The sequence below is a fragment of the Streptomyces sp. NBC_01314 genome (genome assembly GCF_041435215.1).
GTDB lineage: Bacteria > Actinomycetota > Actinomycetes > Streptomycetales > Streptomycetaceae > Streptomyces.
This window is the reverse complement of the sequence record NZ_CP108394.1, coordinates 11,013,201-11,025,953: the sequence shown is the minus strand read 5'-3', so window position 1 is coordinate 11,025,953 and position 12,753 is coordinate 11,013,201. Positions and strand designations below refer to the sequence as shown.

The following is a 12,753-nucleotide window of genomic DNA, read 5'->3' as shown; positions in this document are numbered from 1 at the left end:
ACATCAACTAGAAGTCAATCGGTCCAGCAGCCTTCCCGGGCCGGCACGCCCGCGGCTGTGCGCCAGTTCCGCCGCGGGGTCCTCGACCTGGCCGAGACCTTGGCCTGATGCGACGGCGAGTGGCAGTTCGCACGCGTCACATGGCGGGCGGACCTCAATTCTCTTGACAGTCTCCGCGATCTGCAGGGCGGCCGTCGCATCGGCCAACGACAACGAGTACGGCCTCAGGGGCAGCGTTTGGACTGACATCGAACGCGGCACGGCGCTGGCCCGGCGCATCCGCACCGGCACCCTCGGCTACTCCATGAACAGCCCCGCACCGTTCGGCGGCTGCAAAGCCAGCGGCCTCGGCCGCCAGAACGGTCTCAAGGGCCTGATGCGCTACGTCAGGATGAGTCCATCCTCCCACCCGTGGCCGGATAGGTCCTGACGCGCGTACGCCGGACACCCGGCGGCCTGCCTTCGACTCCCGCCGCCACGCACGGCGGGAGCAGAAGGAAGGTCGTCCTCCCCTCACACAGCGACAGAGCAGCGACCACCCGGCGCCATGTCGGACGACCATCCAGTGGGCCCTGGGACGAGAGGAAACCGAGTACCGAGGAGAACGCGGTCGAGCTGCTCTCAGGCGGCGCGCAGTGGTGCCAGGGCGTCACTCCAGGCGACGACCTGGTCGAGCATGGTGCCGACGGCCTGCACGTTGTACTCGCCCGGCTTGAGGATGGTGAAGTTCTCGAACTCGGTCATCAGTGACAGGGCGACCTGCTGGCGGACGTCGGCCATCTGGAGTTCGCCGACGACCAGGCGCAAGTGTTCCACGGCCCGGGCGCCGCCGACGCCGCCGTAGGACACGAATCCGACGGCCTTGTTGTTCCACTCGGTGTACAGGTAGTCGATGGCGTTCTTGAGGACGCCGGAGGTGCTGTGGTTGTACTCCGGGGTGACGAAGACGAACCCGTCGAAGGAGGCGATCTTCTCCGCCCACTTCTTGGTGTGCTCGCCCTGGTACTGGCCCATCGTCGGGGGCAGGGGCTCGTCCAGGTGCGGCAGCGGGTAGTCACGCAGGTCGACGAGCTCGTACTCGGCGTCGGTGCGGCGGGAGGCGATGTCGTAGACCCACTTGGCGACCTGCTCGCCGTTGCGGTTGGGGCGGGTGCTGCCGAGGATGATGCCGATCCTGGTCATGGAATTCCCTTGAGCGTGTGGATGGTTGGGCTTTCCTGAACGAATGTTCAGGACGTGTGAGGGGGGCAGGGATGACGCCGGGGCGCCCCGCCGACTGAGCTGTTCAGCGAAAAAGTCGAGCAGCGCCTTCACGATGGCGTCCGGCGCTTCTTCGGTCACGAAGGTGCCCTGAGCCGGGAACGACCAGTCCGGTCACGTCGGTGGCGACCTGCCGCATGACCTGTTCGACGCTGGCGCCGGTCGAGAACTCTGCGCCGATCGCCAGCACCGGTGTCCAGTGGTCCCTCCTTCTGCCAGCCCAATATCAGCGGGTCGTTGTCGACTCGGAAGATCTCGAAACTCGCGTGCAGCGCGGCCGGGTCGCGGAGAGCCTCGACGTACAGGTCTACGGCGTGAGGCGGGATGGCATCGGGTGAGGCGGCCTTCGTCGCGAACTGATGGCCGAAGTAGATCTCCTCGCGACCGGCGACCATGCGTTCGTTGATGTCCTGCAGGCGGTTGAAGGCGAAGTGCCACAGGAACTCGTTGGTGGTCGCGTCCGAGAGCAGGTTCGGCAACGGTGAGATGCCCGGCAGGATCGCCTCGACGACCGCGAGTTGGGTGACGCGCTCACCATGACTGCCGGCGAGTGCGTAGCCGGTTGCCATGCCCAGGTCGATACCGGCGACGGCGTAGCGGCTGTGGCCCAGGGCAGCCATCAGTCCCGCCAGGTCGTCGGCCAGGGTGGCGGCGTCGTAGCCGGTGGCGGGCTTGTCGCTGGCGCCCTGCCCGCGGTGGTCGGCGGCGATCACGGTGAAGTGCTCGGCGAGCGCCGGCATCACCAGTTGCCGGCAATACCAGAACTGCGGCCAGCCGGGGAGCAGGAGCAGCGGCGGGCCGTCTCCGCCGACGACTGCATGCACCGCGATGCCGTTGACGTCAACGATGCGGCTGGTGAAGGTGTCGGTGAAGCCTGGGGGCAGGTGCGCCACGGTGTCGACGGTGTTCGGCACGGCGTCTTTGCGAGGGTGGGTTTGCTGGCTGGGCATGGGGAGACTCTCCCTGTTGACGTGGTCCTCGCACGGCGCGGACCTGTTGATCGTTGCTGTTTCTGCGTCGTCGGGATCGGCGGAGAACATGCACGTGGTGATGACCAACCACCTCTCGCATGGCCGCCTCACCCGCTGCAATGGGGGCAGTCAGCGTCTGTTCATCGGGGCCGGGGCGCTGCCGAGTCCGACGTCCGGGTGCGGCGCCGCATGGACGGGTGCAAGCCCCGCCCACACCTCGACCTTGATCGGCTGCACCACACGACGGGACGCCATCGACGGAACGTCAGCGGCAGGAGTTCAAGGACGCCTGAGGTCTGGCACGCTCCCCTGGACTCCGGCGCCGCGGGGTCAGCGCCGGAGTCAGGACGGCGCAGGTGTCAGGTGGCGTAGGCACACGGCAGCAGTCTGCCGTCCTGCACGTCGGACGGGATCCAGCAGTGCGGAGTGACCGGTGAGCCTGTCCGGAAGTTGAGTGTGACCTTCAGGTTCTGGCCGCCCTTCCACCAGTAGTCGGTCCACCGGTAGCCGCAGTTTTCGACGTCGGCGCTCAGATTCGGCGTCTTGTAGTAGCTGTTGTTCTGGTTGAGGCCTTCAACGGTGACCGAGGTCAGCACCCGATTGTTGGCGAAGTTGCACACCACGACTCGGGCCGAGGGATACTCGGCTTGGGCCTGCCCCGGCGTGACCAGGATGCCGAGGAAGGCCGCTGCCAGTGCGGCCGCTGCTGCGGTGCTCTTGCGAAAGGCCTTCATACAGATGTTGTCGCTCTCGTGGTCGAGGAGAGGCATGCGGTGGGAGCCTCCGCTGTGCGGGGCAGCGCATGCGGGATGAGTGCCGCTCCTCAGATGAGGGTGATACATCAACTGTTGATGTATCAATACCCATCCACCTTGTTCAACGCTCGGCATGCCAGAGTCACGCGGGCGGATCAGCGTCGGCGGAGCAGGGCTTACCCGCGGGGCCTGCTGTTGGACGAGCAGCGCAAATCGGTGGAGCCGATGGCCGCCCGACTGGGCGAGCATGGCAACCGTGACGCCCTGACCCACTCCGTCACCACCAGCCCGTGGGATCCGGCGCATCTGCGGGCCCGGCCCGCACGGAAGAGGATGACATGGGCTTCCTCAAGCTCGACGACGCGTCAGCCTGTGGGTCGCGCCAGTACACCGGCACGGCCGGCAAGGTGACCAACTACCAGGCGGGCACGCCCCTTGTGAACATGATCGACGAGACCTAACCCTGGGGAAGGCGGCAGGTGCAACCGCGATGACGTCCGCCTTGCCCGGCATCTTGCACTCGCTGCGCACGGAGCGGCCGGTCAAACGAGCCCACTCTGTCAACTGGACTGCCGACCAGCGCACAGCGGCAGGGGGCAGTTTGACCATGCCAAAGCCGGGGGCCAGCGCGTCGCATCAGGCAGCCTGGAGCGGACTGTAGCGTGCTCACAGCACTCACGAACCTGTGAGCGTTCCGCCCCGTGCGGCGTCTGTTCTCACATCTGGTGAACGGCGAAAAAGTCCGAAGAACTTGACACGTCAACGGTAGACCTGTCACCTTTCTCTCGATTTTCCCCCGTAGAACTGTGGCGCCATGGGTGTGCCATCAGAGGGGGCCATAGTGCCGTGGAGGAGCGACCCCATGTCCCACAAGAACTCCCAGGTGAAGCCTCCGCCCAATGAGCGCGTGCTGGCCATCGGCATCCGCGCTGATGCGTTTGCGCCGGACGATTTGCCGCCGGGGTTTGCGACGGTCGAGGAGCTGGCCACTCAGATCGAGCGCGGCTGGGCGGCGCTCCAGGACGCAGGCATCGACGGCGAGATGTGCGGCATCGGCATGGACGCCGACGAGGCTGAGGCCGAGCTGCGCCGACGGTTCTCCGGGCGCTCGTTCGGGCTGGCGCTCATCGGCGGCGGCATTCGGAACGTCCCGGAGAACACCATCCTGTTCGAGCGGATCGTCAACGTGCTCATCGACCTCCAGCCGGGCATCCGGTTGAGCTTCAACACACATCCAAAGAACGGGCTCGAGGCGCTGCAGCGCTGGCTTGACCGCTAGAAGGTTGATGAAGACCTTGGTGAGGGGCTGTCCGGCCGTGAGGCCTGACAGCCCTCCGGCCATGTACTGGCCCGTGCAAGGTGCCAGGTGCCCCTGGTGTGGGTGAGCCCGAGGTTGCTCAGCCGGCGGAGGTCGAGGGCGGCGACTCGGATGTGGAGCCAGGTGTCGTTCTTGATGGTGCCGCGGTAGCGCAGGGCCGGTGGCCATGGTGCACGATCCACGCGACGGCCCGTTCGACCGGCACGAACCCCTCGGCATGCCCCGACGTCCTGGTCATGAACGTCACCCGCAGCCGCCTCGGACGCCTCACCCGCCAAGGCGGCCTCACCCAACCCGGACGAGGCCGCCACCAGAAGCGGACTCGACGTCCTCTCCGTACAGCGAAAGCGCTCGGTCCGCGGTCCGGACCGAGCGCTTTGTCGTCGGCGTCGGTTGTTCAGCCGTCTTCCCAGCTGTCGAAGAGCTCCGAGAGCGTGGGGAACCAGACGTCATCGAAGGACGTCACGTGGTCGAGGAACTTCTCGAGCATGAGCAGGTTGTGGGCCCGGCCGATGGTCGGCGGATGCAGCGTCCAGTTCGCGACCCCGCCCGGGCAGCGCTCGTGGGCGAAGTCGAAGCTGTCCTTCCAACGGGCGAGGACGACACCATTGGCCTGCATCAGGGCGTTGCCCTTGAAGGACTCCAGCTCCGGGAAGTCGTCGAGAAGCCAGGAGACGGGGAACTCCAGGACCCGGCTCTCGGGCCCGAAGGTGTTGCCATTCTCCTGGTCGAGCTCCACAACCATCCGCGGCCGGTAGGGCGTGAAGTCACGTCCCACCAGGGACGAGCCCCAGTCGAAGCCGAACTCGGCCAGCAGGTCGAGTGTGTCGCCCGTGACAGCCGAGGAGGCCGGGACGGCCCCTGGGTCCACGCGGCGCATCGGCGTGGGACGGTGCCGTGCGGATTCCGGCGGCGTCATGTGCCCGAGCTTCCGGGCCACGGGTGACGAGAAGGACTCCACCCGCGGCCGTGCCCGAGTGCTGCAGGACATGCTGCGCGCATCGACATGGCGACGTACAAGTTGAGCCTGATGGCCCGCGACCGGGGCGGGCCGAGCCGTGCTTCCAGTTCCTGCGCGTCCCGGCCTTCGACGACCGCCTCGACACCCCGTCCATGGCCGAGCTCACCGACACGCCGATCCTCAAGGGGTCCGACCTGCCCGTCGTGTGAAACTTCTACCTGGGCGGCCCGGGGCGTCGGGGTGGCCCCCGACGTCTCCGCCTACGCCGTACCGGCCCGCGCCGAGGACCTGACCAGCCTCCCGCCCGCCTACATCTGCGTCAGCGAGTTCGACCCTCTGCGCGACGAAGCCATCGCCTACACCCAGCGCCTCCTTGATGCCGGCGTACCAACCGAACTCCACCTCGTCCCCGGCACCGTCCACGGGTCCCACGCCATCCCCGGGCCGAAGATCAACGAGCCGATGAACGCCGAGTCGGTCACTGTCATCCAGCGCGCCTGAAGCTCGAACAGTAGCCGCGGTAAGCCCGGACAGCGTGACGTGCATGCCCTGCGCGGCATTGCGCGGCTCACGAGGTGCGGTGCCGCCTGGGCCGCCGCACTCTCGGGCCCGAGCGCAAGGCTCGCTCCGGCAGACACCTCCCGCTTCGACGCCGCCCCAAGGAGACCGACGCGACCGCGATCGATCTTGTGCAGCCCGAGCGACTGCAAATACTTGGCTAGCCACGTGTTTGCTGCTACGTTGATTATGTGTCCAGCCACCTAAATGGGTGGCGACACGAGAGGAGTCGTCATGAAAGCCATCCTGTTCGACCGTTTCGGGGGCACGGAAGTGCTGCACGAGGCGGACATCGAGGTCCCGCAGCCCGGCCCCGGGCAGATCCGCGTCCGCGTCAAGGCAGCCGGACTGAACGCGCTGGACGGCAAGATCCGCTCCGGGGCACTGGAGGCCAGGTTCCCGACGCCGCTGCCCGCCATCCCCGGTGGTGAGCTCGCCGGCGTGGTGGACGCCCTGGGTGAGGGCGTGCAGGACGTGAAGGTGGGCGATGAGGTGCTGGGCTGGTCGGACACCGGCTCGTACGCCCAGTACGCCCTGGCCACCACCGTGGCCCTCAAGCCCGCCGGCCTCGACTGGCAGCACGCGGTCGCGCTGCCGGTGGCGGGCGCGACGGCCGAGCGCGTCCTGAACCTGCTCGGCGTCGCCGACGGGGAGACCGTACTGATGCACGGCGCGGCCGGAGCGGTCGGCACCCTGGCGGTCCAGCTCGCCACGGCCCGCGGAGCGCGCGTCATCGGCACCGCCGGCCCCGCCAACCAGGAATACCTCACTTCGCTCGGCGCCACCGCGACCCTCTACGGCGAGGGCCTGGTCGAGCGGGTCCAGGCACTCGCCCCCGACGGCGTGGACGCGGTGTTCGACCTGGCCGGGAAGGGAGCCCTGGAGGACTCCATCACCCTGCGCGGCGGCACCGAGCGCATCGTCACCATCGCCGACCTCCGCGCGCACCAGCTCGGCATCACCTTCTCCAGCGGTTCCCCCGAACGCTCGACCGCCCACCTGGCCGCCCTGGCGCAGGACGCCGCGACCGGCAAGGTCGTCACCACCGTCACCGCCTACCCGCTCGCCGAGGCCGCCACAGCCCAGCAGGTCAGCGACGCCGGACATGTCCGGGGCAAGCTCGTCCTCACCCTCGACTGATCACGCCCACCCCTCCCTCCGCCACACCCTCCCGATCACCACTTGGTCGTCACCGCACCGAAGGCCCGCCTCGTGGGGACCTCCCTGGGGACATGGACCGCCGTCGGTGGCATCTCCCTCCCGCACCGCCCCCACCTCCACGCGGGCGACGACGCCTTGCTGAGCACCCTGCGCGCGTGTGGCCGACCACGCTGGTCCTCAACCCAGCCGGCGCCGGCCTGCCCACCCGCGCCAGAGACATCGGCTACGGCACGGCCGAACTCGTCTCCGTCGGCGCCCTCGCACTCGCCAACCCGGACCTGGTCGAGCGGCTACGCTCTGACGCGCCGCTGAACACCCCCGACCCGGCGACCTTCTACGGCGGCGGAGTGGCCGGCTACACCGACTACCCCACCTACACCGCCTGAGGAACCGAACCATGCCCGACCCCACACCCCGCACCCCCACTACGGCCAGCGAGGGGCCGATGAGCTACGCGATCTTCCAGCTCGCCCGCGCCCACCGCGCCCGCGCCGGCGCCATGCTCCGCGAGATGGACCTGCATCCCGGGCAGGAACTGCTCCTGATGCAGCTCCTCGACCGGGACGGCCAGACCCAGTCCGAACTGCTCGACAGCGTCGGCCTGGACCACTCCACCGTCTCCAAGTCCCTACGCCGCATGCAGGACGCCGGCCTGCTCATCCGCGAGCCGGCCGAACACGACCGGCGCGTCATGGTCGTCCACCTCACCGACAAGGGGCGTGCCATGCGCGAGCCCATCGCAGCGATGTGGCAGGCCCTGGAGGAAACCTCCGCGCAGAACCTGTCGGCGCAGCAGGCAGAGTCCTTCGTCCGCACCGCCTACGCCATCGCCGACGCGATCAACAGCCGCTCTCTTCCGGAAGAAGAGTCCAAGTAGCTCCCCCGTTTGCATCCCAAGTTGGCGTGCCCCACGCGATAGATGGGTGAATTTACAAGCATGGTGAATTTACAAGCATAGGGCGCAAATCGCTTGAATGTGGCAGATTCACTACTAGTCTCCGTCCGCCAGGGAGAACGGGAGGTTGCGGGGCCTCAGCGCTTCAAGCGCGAGCTGTCTCGGTGCAGGCAGGCGGACTCATTCAGGGGGCCGGGCGACACCCCCTCGGACCGGCGAGCCCTTCCCCCTCGCCGGTCGGCCGCACATCGAGGACGGCCGCATCACCCGCGTCCGGGACGCCTTCGACCTCCGCAAGCTCCTGCAGCATCGGCAGCGACGCGCGGCACGGATCCGTCCACCACAGGCCCGCTCCTTGAGCGACCCGGGCCGAAGTCGCGCTCACGTCCGCGGCCACCACTGCCCCGCCCACCTCAATCCCCCCACTCCTGACCTGATGGAAAGCGAGACCCCCATGACCACCCCCCTCCCCGTCCTCGTCGTCGGCGCGACCGGCTCCCTCGGCGGCAAGGTCGTCGACGAACTGCTCAAGCGCGGTAAGAACGTCCGCGCCCTGGTCCGGCCGACCACCGACGCCAGCGGGCTCGAAAGCCGGGGTGTCGAGATCGTCCGCGGCGACATGCTCGACCTCGACTCACTCGTCGCCGCCATGAAGGGCGCCGATGCCGTCATCACCACCGCCGCCGGCTACACCCGCGGCGGCAAGAACGCGCACGACATCGACACCGTCGGCAACGCCAACCTCGCCGAGGCCGCCCACCGCACCGGCATCCGGCGGTTCGTCCTGACCAGCATCCTCACCAGCGACCAGACGCCCCAGGTCCCGCACTTCTGGCACAAGAAGATCGCCGAGGACAAGCTCGAACAGCTCGGCGTCCCGTTCGTCGCCCTGCGGCCGGGGGCGTTCCTCGACCAGATCGCGACCATGGCGGGCAACCCGATCGACAAGGGCCGCCTGACGTGGATCGGCAAGACCACCGTCCCGCTGACCTTCGTCCACACCTCCGATCTCGCCGCCTACCTGGCGGCCGCCGTCGACGCCGAGGCAGAAAACGGTGAGCGCATCGACATCGGCTGGGACCGTCCGGTCAGCATGCGCGAGATGGCCGACCTGATGGGCAGCCGGGCCGGAAAGAAGATCAAGGTATGGGCCGTCCCCTCCGTCGTCGCCCGCGCCGCAGGAGCCGTCACCGGCCGCTTCATGCCGCTGGTCAAGGACATGGCCGCGATGTTCAGCTGGTTCGACAGCGGCCGCTACGTCGCCGACCCCCGCCGCCAGGAGCAACTGTTCGGCCCAGCCCCCACGGCCACGGACGCCCTCGGCCGATACACCGACGAGCTGAGCAGGGAACAACACCGGTGACCGACCCGCCTCCCGGGCCCACCGAACTGCTTGCGCAGACGGAAGGTCAGGTCGCGGGCCTCGGGGCCTCCGTGTGGTGCAGGTATGCCAGGCCGAGCGGGGCGAGGACGTCGATCAGCGCGGTGTAGGACGGCTCCACCTTGACCCGGTCGGACTCGTCGATGTCGTTGATGGGGTTTCCCGCGAGCATCAGCGGCCCCATCCCATGCCCGAACAGCAGGAATACAACCTGACTGCTCGACCACGACCTTCCCTCGAAACAGCCCCATCGACGATCCAGTCCCTGCCTGTCCGGAACGGCTCCTGGATTCGAGGCCCAGGACAATCTCAGGACGCCTTTGCTGCCAGGTAGCACTGCGATCGGCCGGTCAGGCAGGGTCCTCGTCCAGCTTCGCCACCACTCGGTCGGAGATGTCGGCCAGAGTCCGCAGCTCCGCCGGGGTGACATGATCCAGGAACAGCTCTCGCACCGCCTCCACATGCAGCGGAGCCGCCGCCTCGATCGCCACCCGCCCGGCGTCCGTGATCACCACGAACGCTCCCCGCGCGTCCTCGGGGCACTCCTCGCGGACCACCAGCCCTCTTCCTGCCATCCGAGCGATGTGGTGGGACATGCGGCTCTTCTCCCACTCGAGCGCCGCGGCCAGATCCTGGTAACGCTGCCGACCGTCCGGCACATCCGTCAGATTGACCAGCACGCCGAAATCCGCGGCCGAGAGCTTCGACTCACTCTGCAACATGCGCGACAGGCGGCCCCCCAGCCGCTCATGCAACCGGACAAAGCTCCGCCAGGCGTGCTGCTCCTCCGCCGTCAACCACCGCACCTCTTCATCCATACAAGCGAGTGTAAAGGAGTTGACGGGTCACCCAGTTACATGAAGGCCCAATCCATCGGTCATGACATCTCCCACGGTCGGGCGTACCTCGGCGTCCACCGCGTCGCCGTGACCGCAGCGCACAGCTCGGCCTCCGCGGCCTCGGGTGGGACGCCGCCCTCCACCACGGCCTTGACCACGGCCACGGCGATCTCGCGGGTGGCGTCCCTCATACCCGCCAGCGGCGGAAGTTACGGGGGCACCCCATCGCCGCCCACTCATACCGCGCACTCCCCCACGGCGAGACGATCGGCAGCATCTCTCCAGATGCCGGGTGAGTAGCTGGCAGAAGAGGATTCCATTGGCGGCGCGCAGGTAGATGTGCCGGTTGAGCGGCTTGTCGTACGCGAGGAACGCCTCGTGCGCACGGCCCGCCTGTTCCGGCGAGGAGCGGTCAGGCGCCCCCACAACGACTCCAGCCCCGTCCGCAGCGTTGTCGCGAGATGCTTGGCCGCGGACAGCTGAACCCGGTCGAGGGGGCCGACGGACAGCTCATGGAAGCGCGCAGACGGGGAAGGGATGCGCGCCGGAACGCTTGAGCACCCTCATCCGTCGACACCACCTCGGCACCCCGACTGTCGGCGGCGCACTCCGCACGCCGTGCGAGCCCTCGCAGCTCCATTCGCCAGAGGGGGCGCGAGCGACGACTGCGCTGCCAGCCGACACCGGAGGCGAGTGAGGAGGGGTGCAGGCGGCGCCCTGCGTGGCCCCTTCATCACTCCCTCCCTTTAGTTGACACATCAATTACGTTGGTTATTATTGATACGTCAACCGTTGGTGCCACGAAGTCGCCCCCACGGGTGCATCACCCACTCACGAAGGAACCCAGCCATGTCTGATCTCGTCTTCGGTCTGGACACGTTCGGCGATGTGCCGGAGGACGACTCCGGCACCCTGGTGTCCGACGCACGGGCCATCCGGCAGGTCGTGGACGAGGCCGTTCTCGCGGAGGAGACCGGCGTCGACGTTCTCGCCCTCGGCGAGCACCACCGCCCCGAGTTCGCGATCTCGACCCCGGAGACCGTCCTCGCCGGCATCGCCACCCGCACCGAGCGGATCCGCCTCTCCTCCGGAGTGACGGTGCTGAGCTCCGACGATCCGGTCCGGGTCTTCCAGCGCTTCTCGACCGTGGACGCGCTCTCGAACGGCCGGGCCGAAGTCATCCTCGGACGCGGCTCCTTCACCGAGTCGTTCTCCCTCTTCGGCTACGACCTCGCCGACTACGACGTGCTGTTCGAAGAGAAGATCGAACTCTTCGCCAAGCTACTGGAGGAGAAGCCGGTCACCTGGAGCGGCACCAAACGACCCGCCCTCGACCACGCCGACGTCTTCCCCAGGACCGAGTCCGGGCATCTGACCACCTGGGTCGGTGTCGGCGGCTCACCCCAGTCGGTCATCCGCACCGCGCGCTACGGGTTTCCGCTCATGATCGCCATCATCGGCGGCAGCCCGGAACGCTTCGCGCCGTACATCGACCTCTACCAGCGCGCCGCCGACAAGTTCGGCACGACCGCCCACCCGGTCGGGATGCACTCGCCGGGCTTCATCGCCGACACGGACGAGGAGGCCCGGGAGCTGCACTGGCCGCACTACAAGGTCATCCGGGACCGCATCGGCGCGCTGCGCGGCTGGCAGCCGGCCCGCAAGGAGGAGTACGCGGCCGAGATCGAGCACGGCTCCCTGTACATCGGCTCGCCCGAGACGGTGGCCCGCAAGATGGCCCGCGCCATCAAGGCGCTCGGCGTCGGCCGGTTCGACCTCATCTACACCGCCGGAGCACAGCCGATCAGCGCCCGGCTGCGTGCCGTCGAGCTGTACGGCACGAAGGTCCTCCCCATGGTCCGCGACATCCTCGCCGACTGACCCGACTGACACCGAACGGAGCGGACATGGCCACCACCGACATGGCAACCGTCGGCATCCTGGGCGCGGGAAAGGTCGGCACCGTGCTCGCGCGACTGGCCCGTGCGGCCGGCTGCCGCGTACTCATCGCCGGATCGGGCGACCCCGCCAAGATCGCCCTCACCGTCGAAGTCCTCACGCCCGGCGCGATCCCGGTCACCGCGGCTCAGGCGGCGGCGAAGGCGGACGTCGTCGTCCTGGCCCTCCCCCTCGGCAAGTACCGGAGCATTCCGGCGGCGGCCCTGGAGGGCAAGCTCGTCATCGACGCGATGAACTACTGGTGGGAGGTCGACGGCATCCGCGCGGATCTCACCGACCCACGCACCTCCTCCAGCGAGATCGTGCAGCGGTTCCTGCCCGGCGCACGCGTGGTCAAAGCCTTCAACCACATGGGCTACCACGACCTCGAGGACGGGGCCCGGCCCGCCGGAATCCGTGGCCGCAAGGCCATCGCCATCGCCGGTGACGATCCCGAGGACCTCATCACCGTCTCGCGCCTCGTCGACGACCTCGGCTTCGACGCCGTCGTCGCGGGACCGCTGGCCTCAGGGGTGCGGCTGGAGCCGGGAACGGAGCCGTTCGGCGCCAACGTAGACACCGAGGAGCTGCGCGCGATGCTCAGCCGGTTCCCCGACTCGGAGCGCGGACGGGCCGTCGCCGCCGCGCGGCCCACGCTTTCGGAAGCGGTGCCCGAGCCGTCGTAGTCAGAACAGGTGGGACCGCCTCTGCGGGAC

General features: G+C 68.3%; 16 protein-coding genes and 1 pseudogene. 10 read left to right on the top strand and 7 right to left on the bottom strand.

What is annotated here, in order from left to right:
- The first annotated feature begins 163 nt into the window (after positions 1-163).
- On the top strand, positions 164-430 hold the full coding sequence (locus tag OG622_RS48680; protein ID WP_371583795.1) for an aldehyde dehydrogenase family protein: 267 nt from the start codon (positions 164-166) through the stop codon (positions 428-430).
- A gap of 191 nt (positions 431-621) precedes the next feature.
- Here the strand turns inward: OG622_RS48680 and OG622_RS48675 are convergent, their stop codons facing one another.
- The 3 genes from OG622_RS48675 to OG622_RS48665 all read right to left on the bottom strand — a co-directional run bounded on the left by OG622_RS48675 (position 622) and on the right by OG622_RS48665 (position 3,001).
- Positions 622-1,182 carry an NADPH-dependent FMN reductase gene (locus OG622_RS48675; RefSeq protein ID WP_371583793.1) on the bottom strand — a complete coding sequence of 187 codons (561 nt, stop codon included), beginning with the start codon at positions 1,180-1,182 and terminating at the stop codon, positions 622-624.
- 155 nt (positions 1,183-1,337) lie between these two features.
- Complete coding sequence (locus OG622_RS48670) at positions 1,338-2,300, bottom strand: alpha/beta fold hydrolase (protein WP_371583791.1); 963 nt, start codon at positions 2,298-2,300, stop codon at positions 1,338-1,340.
- A gap of 290 nt (positions 2,301-2,590) precedes the next feature.
- Positions 2,591-3,001 carry a hypothetical protein gene (locus OG622_RS48665; protein ID WP_371583789.1) on the bottom strand — a complete coding sequence of 137 codons (411 nt, stop codon included), beginning with the start codon at positions 2,999-3,001 and terminating at the stop codon, positions 2,591-2,593.
- Positions 3,002-3,082: 81 nt separating this feature from the next.
- Here OG622_RS48665 and OG622_RS48660 point away from each other — a divergent pair.
- Together OG622_RS48660 and OG622_RS48655 are read left to right on the top strand one after the other, a co-directional pair.
- Positions 3,083-3,423 (top strand): annotated as a pseudogene (locus OG622_RS48660) (transposase); the annotation flags it as partial.
- A 425-nt stretch (positions 3,424-3,848) separates the two neighbouring features.
- Positions 3,849-4,265, top strand: a complete 417-nt coding sequence (locus tag OG622_RS48655; protein ID WP_371583787.1) for a hypothetical protein — start codon at positions 3,849-3,851, stop codon at positions 4,263-4,265.
- A gap of 436 nt (positions 4,266-4,701) precedes the next feature.
- On the opposite strand, the gene OG622_RS48650 is transcribed toward OG622_RS48655, so the two are convergent.
- On the bottom strand, positions 4,702-5,223 hold the full coding sequence (locus tag OG622_RS48650) for a hypothetical protein (RefSeq protein ID WP_371583786.1): 522 nt from the start codon (positions 5,221-5,223) through the stop codon (positions 4,702-4,704).
- 87 nt (positions 5,224-5,310) lie between these two features.
- Between OG622_RS48650 and OG622_RS48645 the strand changes: the two genes are divergently transcribed.
- The 5 genes from OG622_RS48645 (at position 5,311) to OG622_RS48625 (ending at position 9,242) form a co-directional block, all read left to right on the top strand.
- Positions 5,311-5,766, top strand: coding sequence for an alpha/beta hydrolase fold domain-containing protein (locus OG622_RS48645; protein WP_371583784.1), 456 nt, complete (start codon positions 5,311-5,313; stop codon positions 5,764-5,766).
- Between the two features lie 291 nt (positions 5,767-6,057).
- Positions 6,058-6,963: an NADP-dependent oxidoreductase gene (locus OG622_RS48640; RefSeq protein WP_371583782.1), complete on the top strand. Its 906-nt coding sequence runs from the start codon at positions 6,058-6,060 to the stop codon at positions 6,961-6,963.
- Between the two features lie 176 nt (positions 6,964-7,139).
- A complete protein-coding gene (locus tag OG622_RS48635; protein ID WP_371583780.1) occupies positions 7,140-7,370 on the top strand; it encodes a hypothetical protein in 231 nt (76 codons plus the stop codon).
- Between the two features lie 11 nt (positions 7,371-7,381).
- On the top strand, positions 7,382-7,861 hold the full coding sequence (locus tag OG622_RS48630; protein ID WP_371583778.1) for a MarR family winged helix-turn-helix transcriptional regulator: 480 nt from the start codon (positions 7,382-7,384) through the stop codon (positions 7,859-7,861).
- 472 nt (positions 7,862-8,333) lie between these two features.
- Positions 8,334-9,242 (top strand): SDR family oxidoreductase, encoded by a 909-nt coding sequence (locus OG622_RS48625; RefSeq protein ID WP_371583776.1) that lies wholly within the window; start codon positions 8,334-8,336, stop codon positions 9,240-9,242.
- A gap of 46 nt (positions 9,243-9,288) precedes the next feature.
- Here OG622_RS48625 and OG622_RS48620 read toward each other — a convergent pair whose 3' ends face one another.
- The 3 genes from OG622_RS48620 to OG622_RS48610 form a co-directional block, all read right to left on the bottom strand.
- Positions 9,289-9,432 (bottom strand): hypothetical protein, encoded by a 144-nt coding sequence (locus OG622_RS48620; RefSeq protein WP_371583774.1) that lies wholly within the window; start codon positions 9,430-9,432, stop codon positions 9,289-9,291.
- 178 nt (positions 9,433-9,610) lie between these two features.
- Positions 9,611-10,078 carry a MarR family winged helix-turn-helix transcriptional regulator gene (locus OG622_RS48615; protein WP_371583772.1) on the bottom strand — a complete coding sequence of 156 codons (468 nt, stop codon included), beginning with the start codon at positions 10,076-10,078 and terminating at the stop codon, positions 9,611-9,613.
- A gap of 59 nt (positions 10,079-10,137) precedes the next feature.
- Positions 10,138-10,290 carry a hypothetical protein gene (locus tag OG622_RS48610; protein ID WP_371583770.1) on the bottom strand — a complete coding sequence of 51 codons (153 nt, stop codon included), beginning with the start codon at positions 10,288-10,290 and terminating at the stop codon, positions 10,138-10,140.
- Positions 10,291-10,948: 658 nt separating this feature from the next.
- Between OG622_RS48610 and OG622_RS48605 the strand changes: the two genes are divergently transcribed.
- Both OG622_RS48605 and OG622_RS48600 read left to right on the top strand, forming a co-directional pair.
- Complete coding sequence (locus tag OG622_RS48605; protein ID WP_371583768.1) at positions 10,949-11,980, top strand: LLM class flavin-dependent oxidoreductase; 1,032 nt, start codon at positions 10,949-10,951, stop codon at positions 11,978-11,980.
- Between the two features lie 26 nt (positions 11,981-12,006).
- Complete coding sequence (locus OG622_RS48600; RefSeq protein ID WP_371583767.1) at positions 12,007-12,723, top strand: NADPH-dependent F420 reductase; 717 nt, start codon at positions 12,007-12,009, stop codon at positions 12,721-12,723.
- The last annotated feature ends 30 nt before the right edge of the window (positions 12,724-12,753 follow it).

What these genes read in the sequence shown, in the direction of transcription:
- OG622_RS48675 (WP_371583793.1), bottom strand. Translation starts at nt 1,182, where the DNA reads ATGACCAGGATCGGCATCATCCTCGGCAGCACCCGCCCCAACCGCAAC.
- OG622_RS48670 (WP_371583791.1), bottom strand. Translation starts at nt 2,300, where the DNA reads ATGTTCTCCGCCGATCCCGACGACGCAGAAACAGCAACGATCAACAGG.
- OG622_RS48665 (WP_371583789.1), bottom strand. Translation starts at nt 3,001, where the DNA reads ATGCCTCTCCTCGACCACGAGAGCGACAACATCTGTATGAAGGCCTTT.
- OG622_RS48655 (WP_371583787.1), top strand. Translation starts at nt 3,849, where the DNA reads ATGTCCCACAAGAACTCCCAGGTGAAGCCTCCGCCCAATGAGCGCGTG.
- OG622_RS48650 (WP_371583786.1), bottom strand. Translation starts at nt 5,223, where the DNA reads ATGACGCCGCCGGAATCCGCACGGCACCGTCCCACGCCGATGCGCCGC.
- OG622_RS48645 (WP_371583784.1), top strand. Translation starts at nt 5,311, where the DNA reads ATGGCGACGTACAAGTTGAGCCTGATGGCCCGCGACCGGGGCGGGCCG.
- OG622_RS48640 (WP_371583782.1), top strand. Translation starts at nt 6,058, where the DNA reads ATGAAAGCCATCCTGTTCGACCGTTTCGGGGGCACGGAAGTGCTGCAC.
- OG622_RS48630 (WP_371583778.1), top strand. Translation starts at nt 7,382, where the DNA reads ATGCCCGACCCCACACCCCGCACCCCCACTACGGCCAGCGAGGGGCCG.
- OG622_RS48625 (WP_371583776.1), top strand. Translation starts at nt 8,334, where the DNA reads ATGACCACCCCCCTCCCCGTCCTCGTCGTCGGCGCGACCGGCTCCCTC.
- OG622_RS48620 (WP_371583774.1), bottom strand. Translation starts at nt 9,432, where the DNA reads ATGCTCGCGGGAAACCCCATCAACGACATCGACGAGTCCGACCGGGTC.
- OG622_RS48615 (WP_371583772.1), bottom strand. Translation starts at nt 10,078, where the DNA reads ATGGATGAAGAGGTGCGGTGGTTGACGGCGGAGGAGCAGCACGCCTGG.
- OG622_RS48610 (WP_371583770.1), bottom strand. Translation starts at nt 10,290, where the DNA reads ATGAGGGACGCCACCCGCGAGATCGCCGTGGCCGTGGTCAAGGCCGTG.
- OG622_RS48605 (WP_371583768.1), top strand. Translation starts at nt 10,949, where the DNA reads ATGTCTGATCTCGTCTTCGGTCTGGACACGTTCGGCGATGTGCCGGAG.
- OG622_RS48600 (WP_371583767.1), top strand. Translation starts at nt 12,007, where the DNA reads ATGGCCACCACCGACATGGCAACCGTCGGCATCCTGGGCGCGGGAAAG.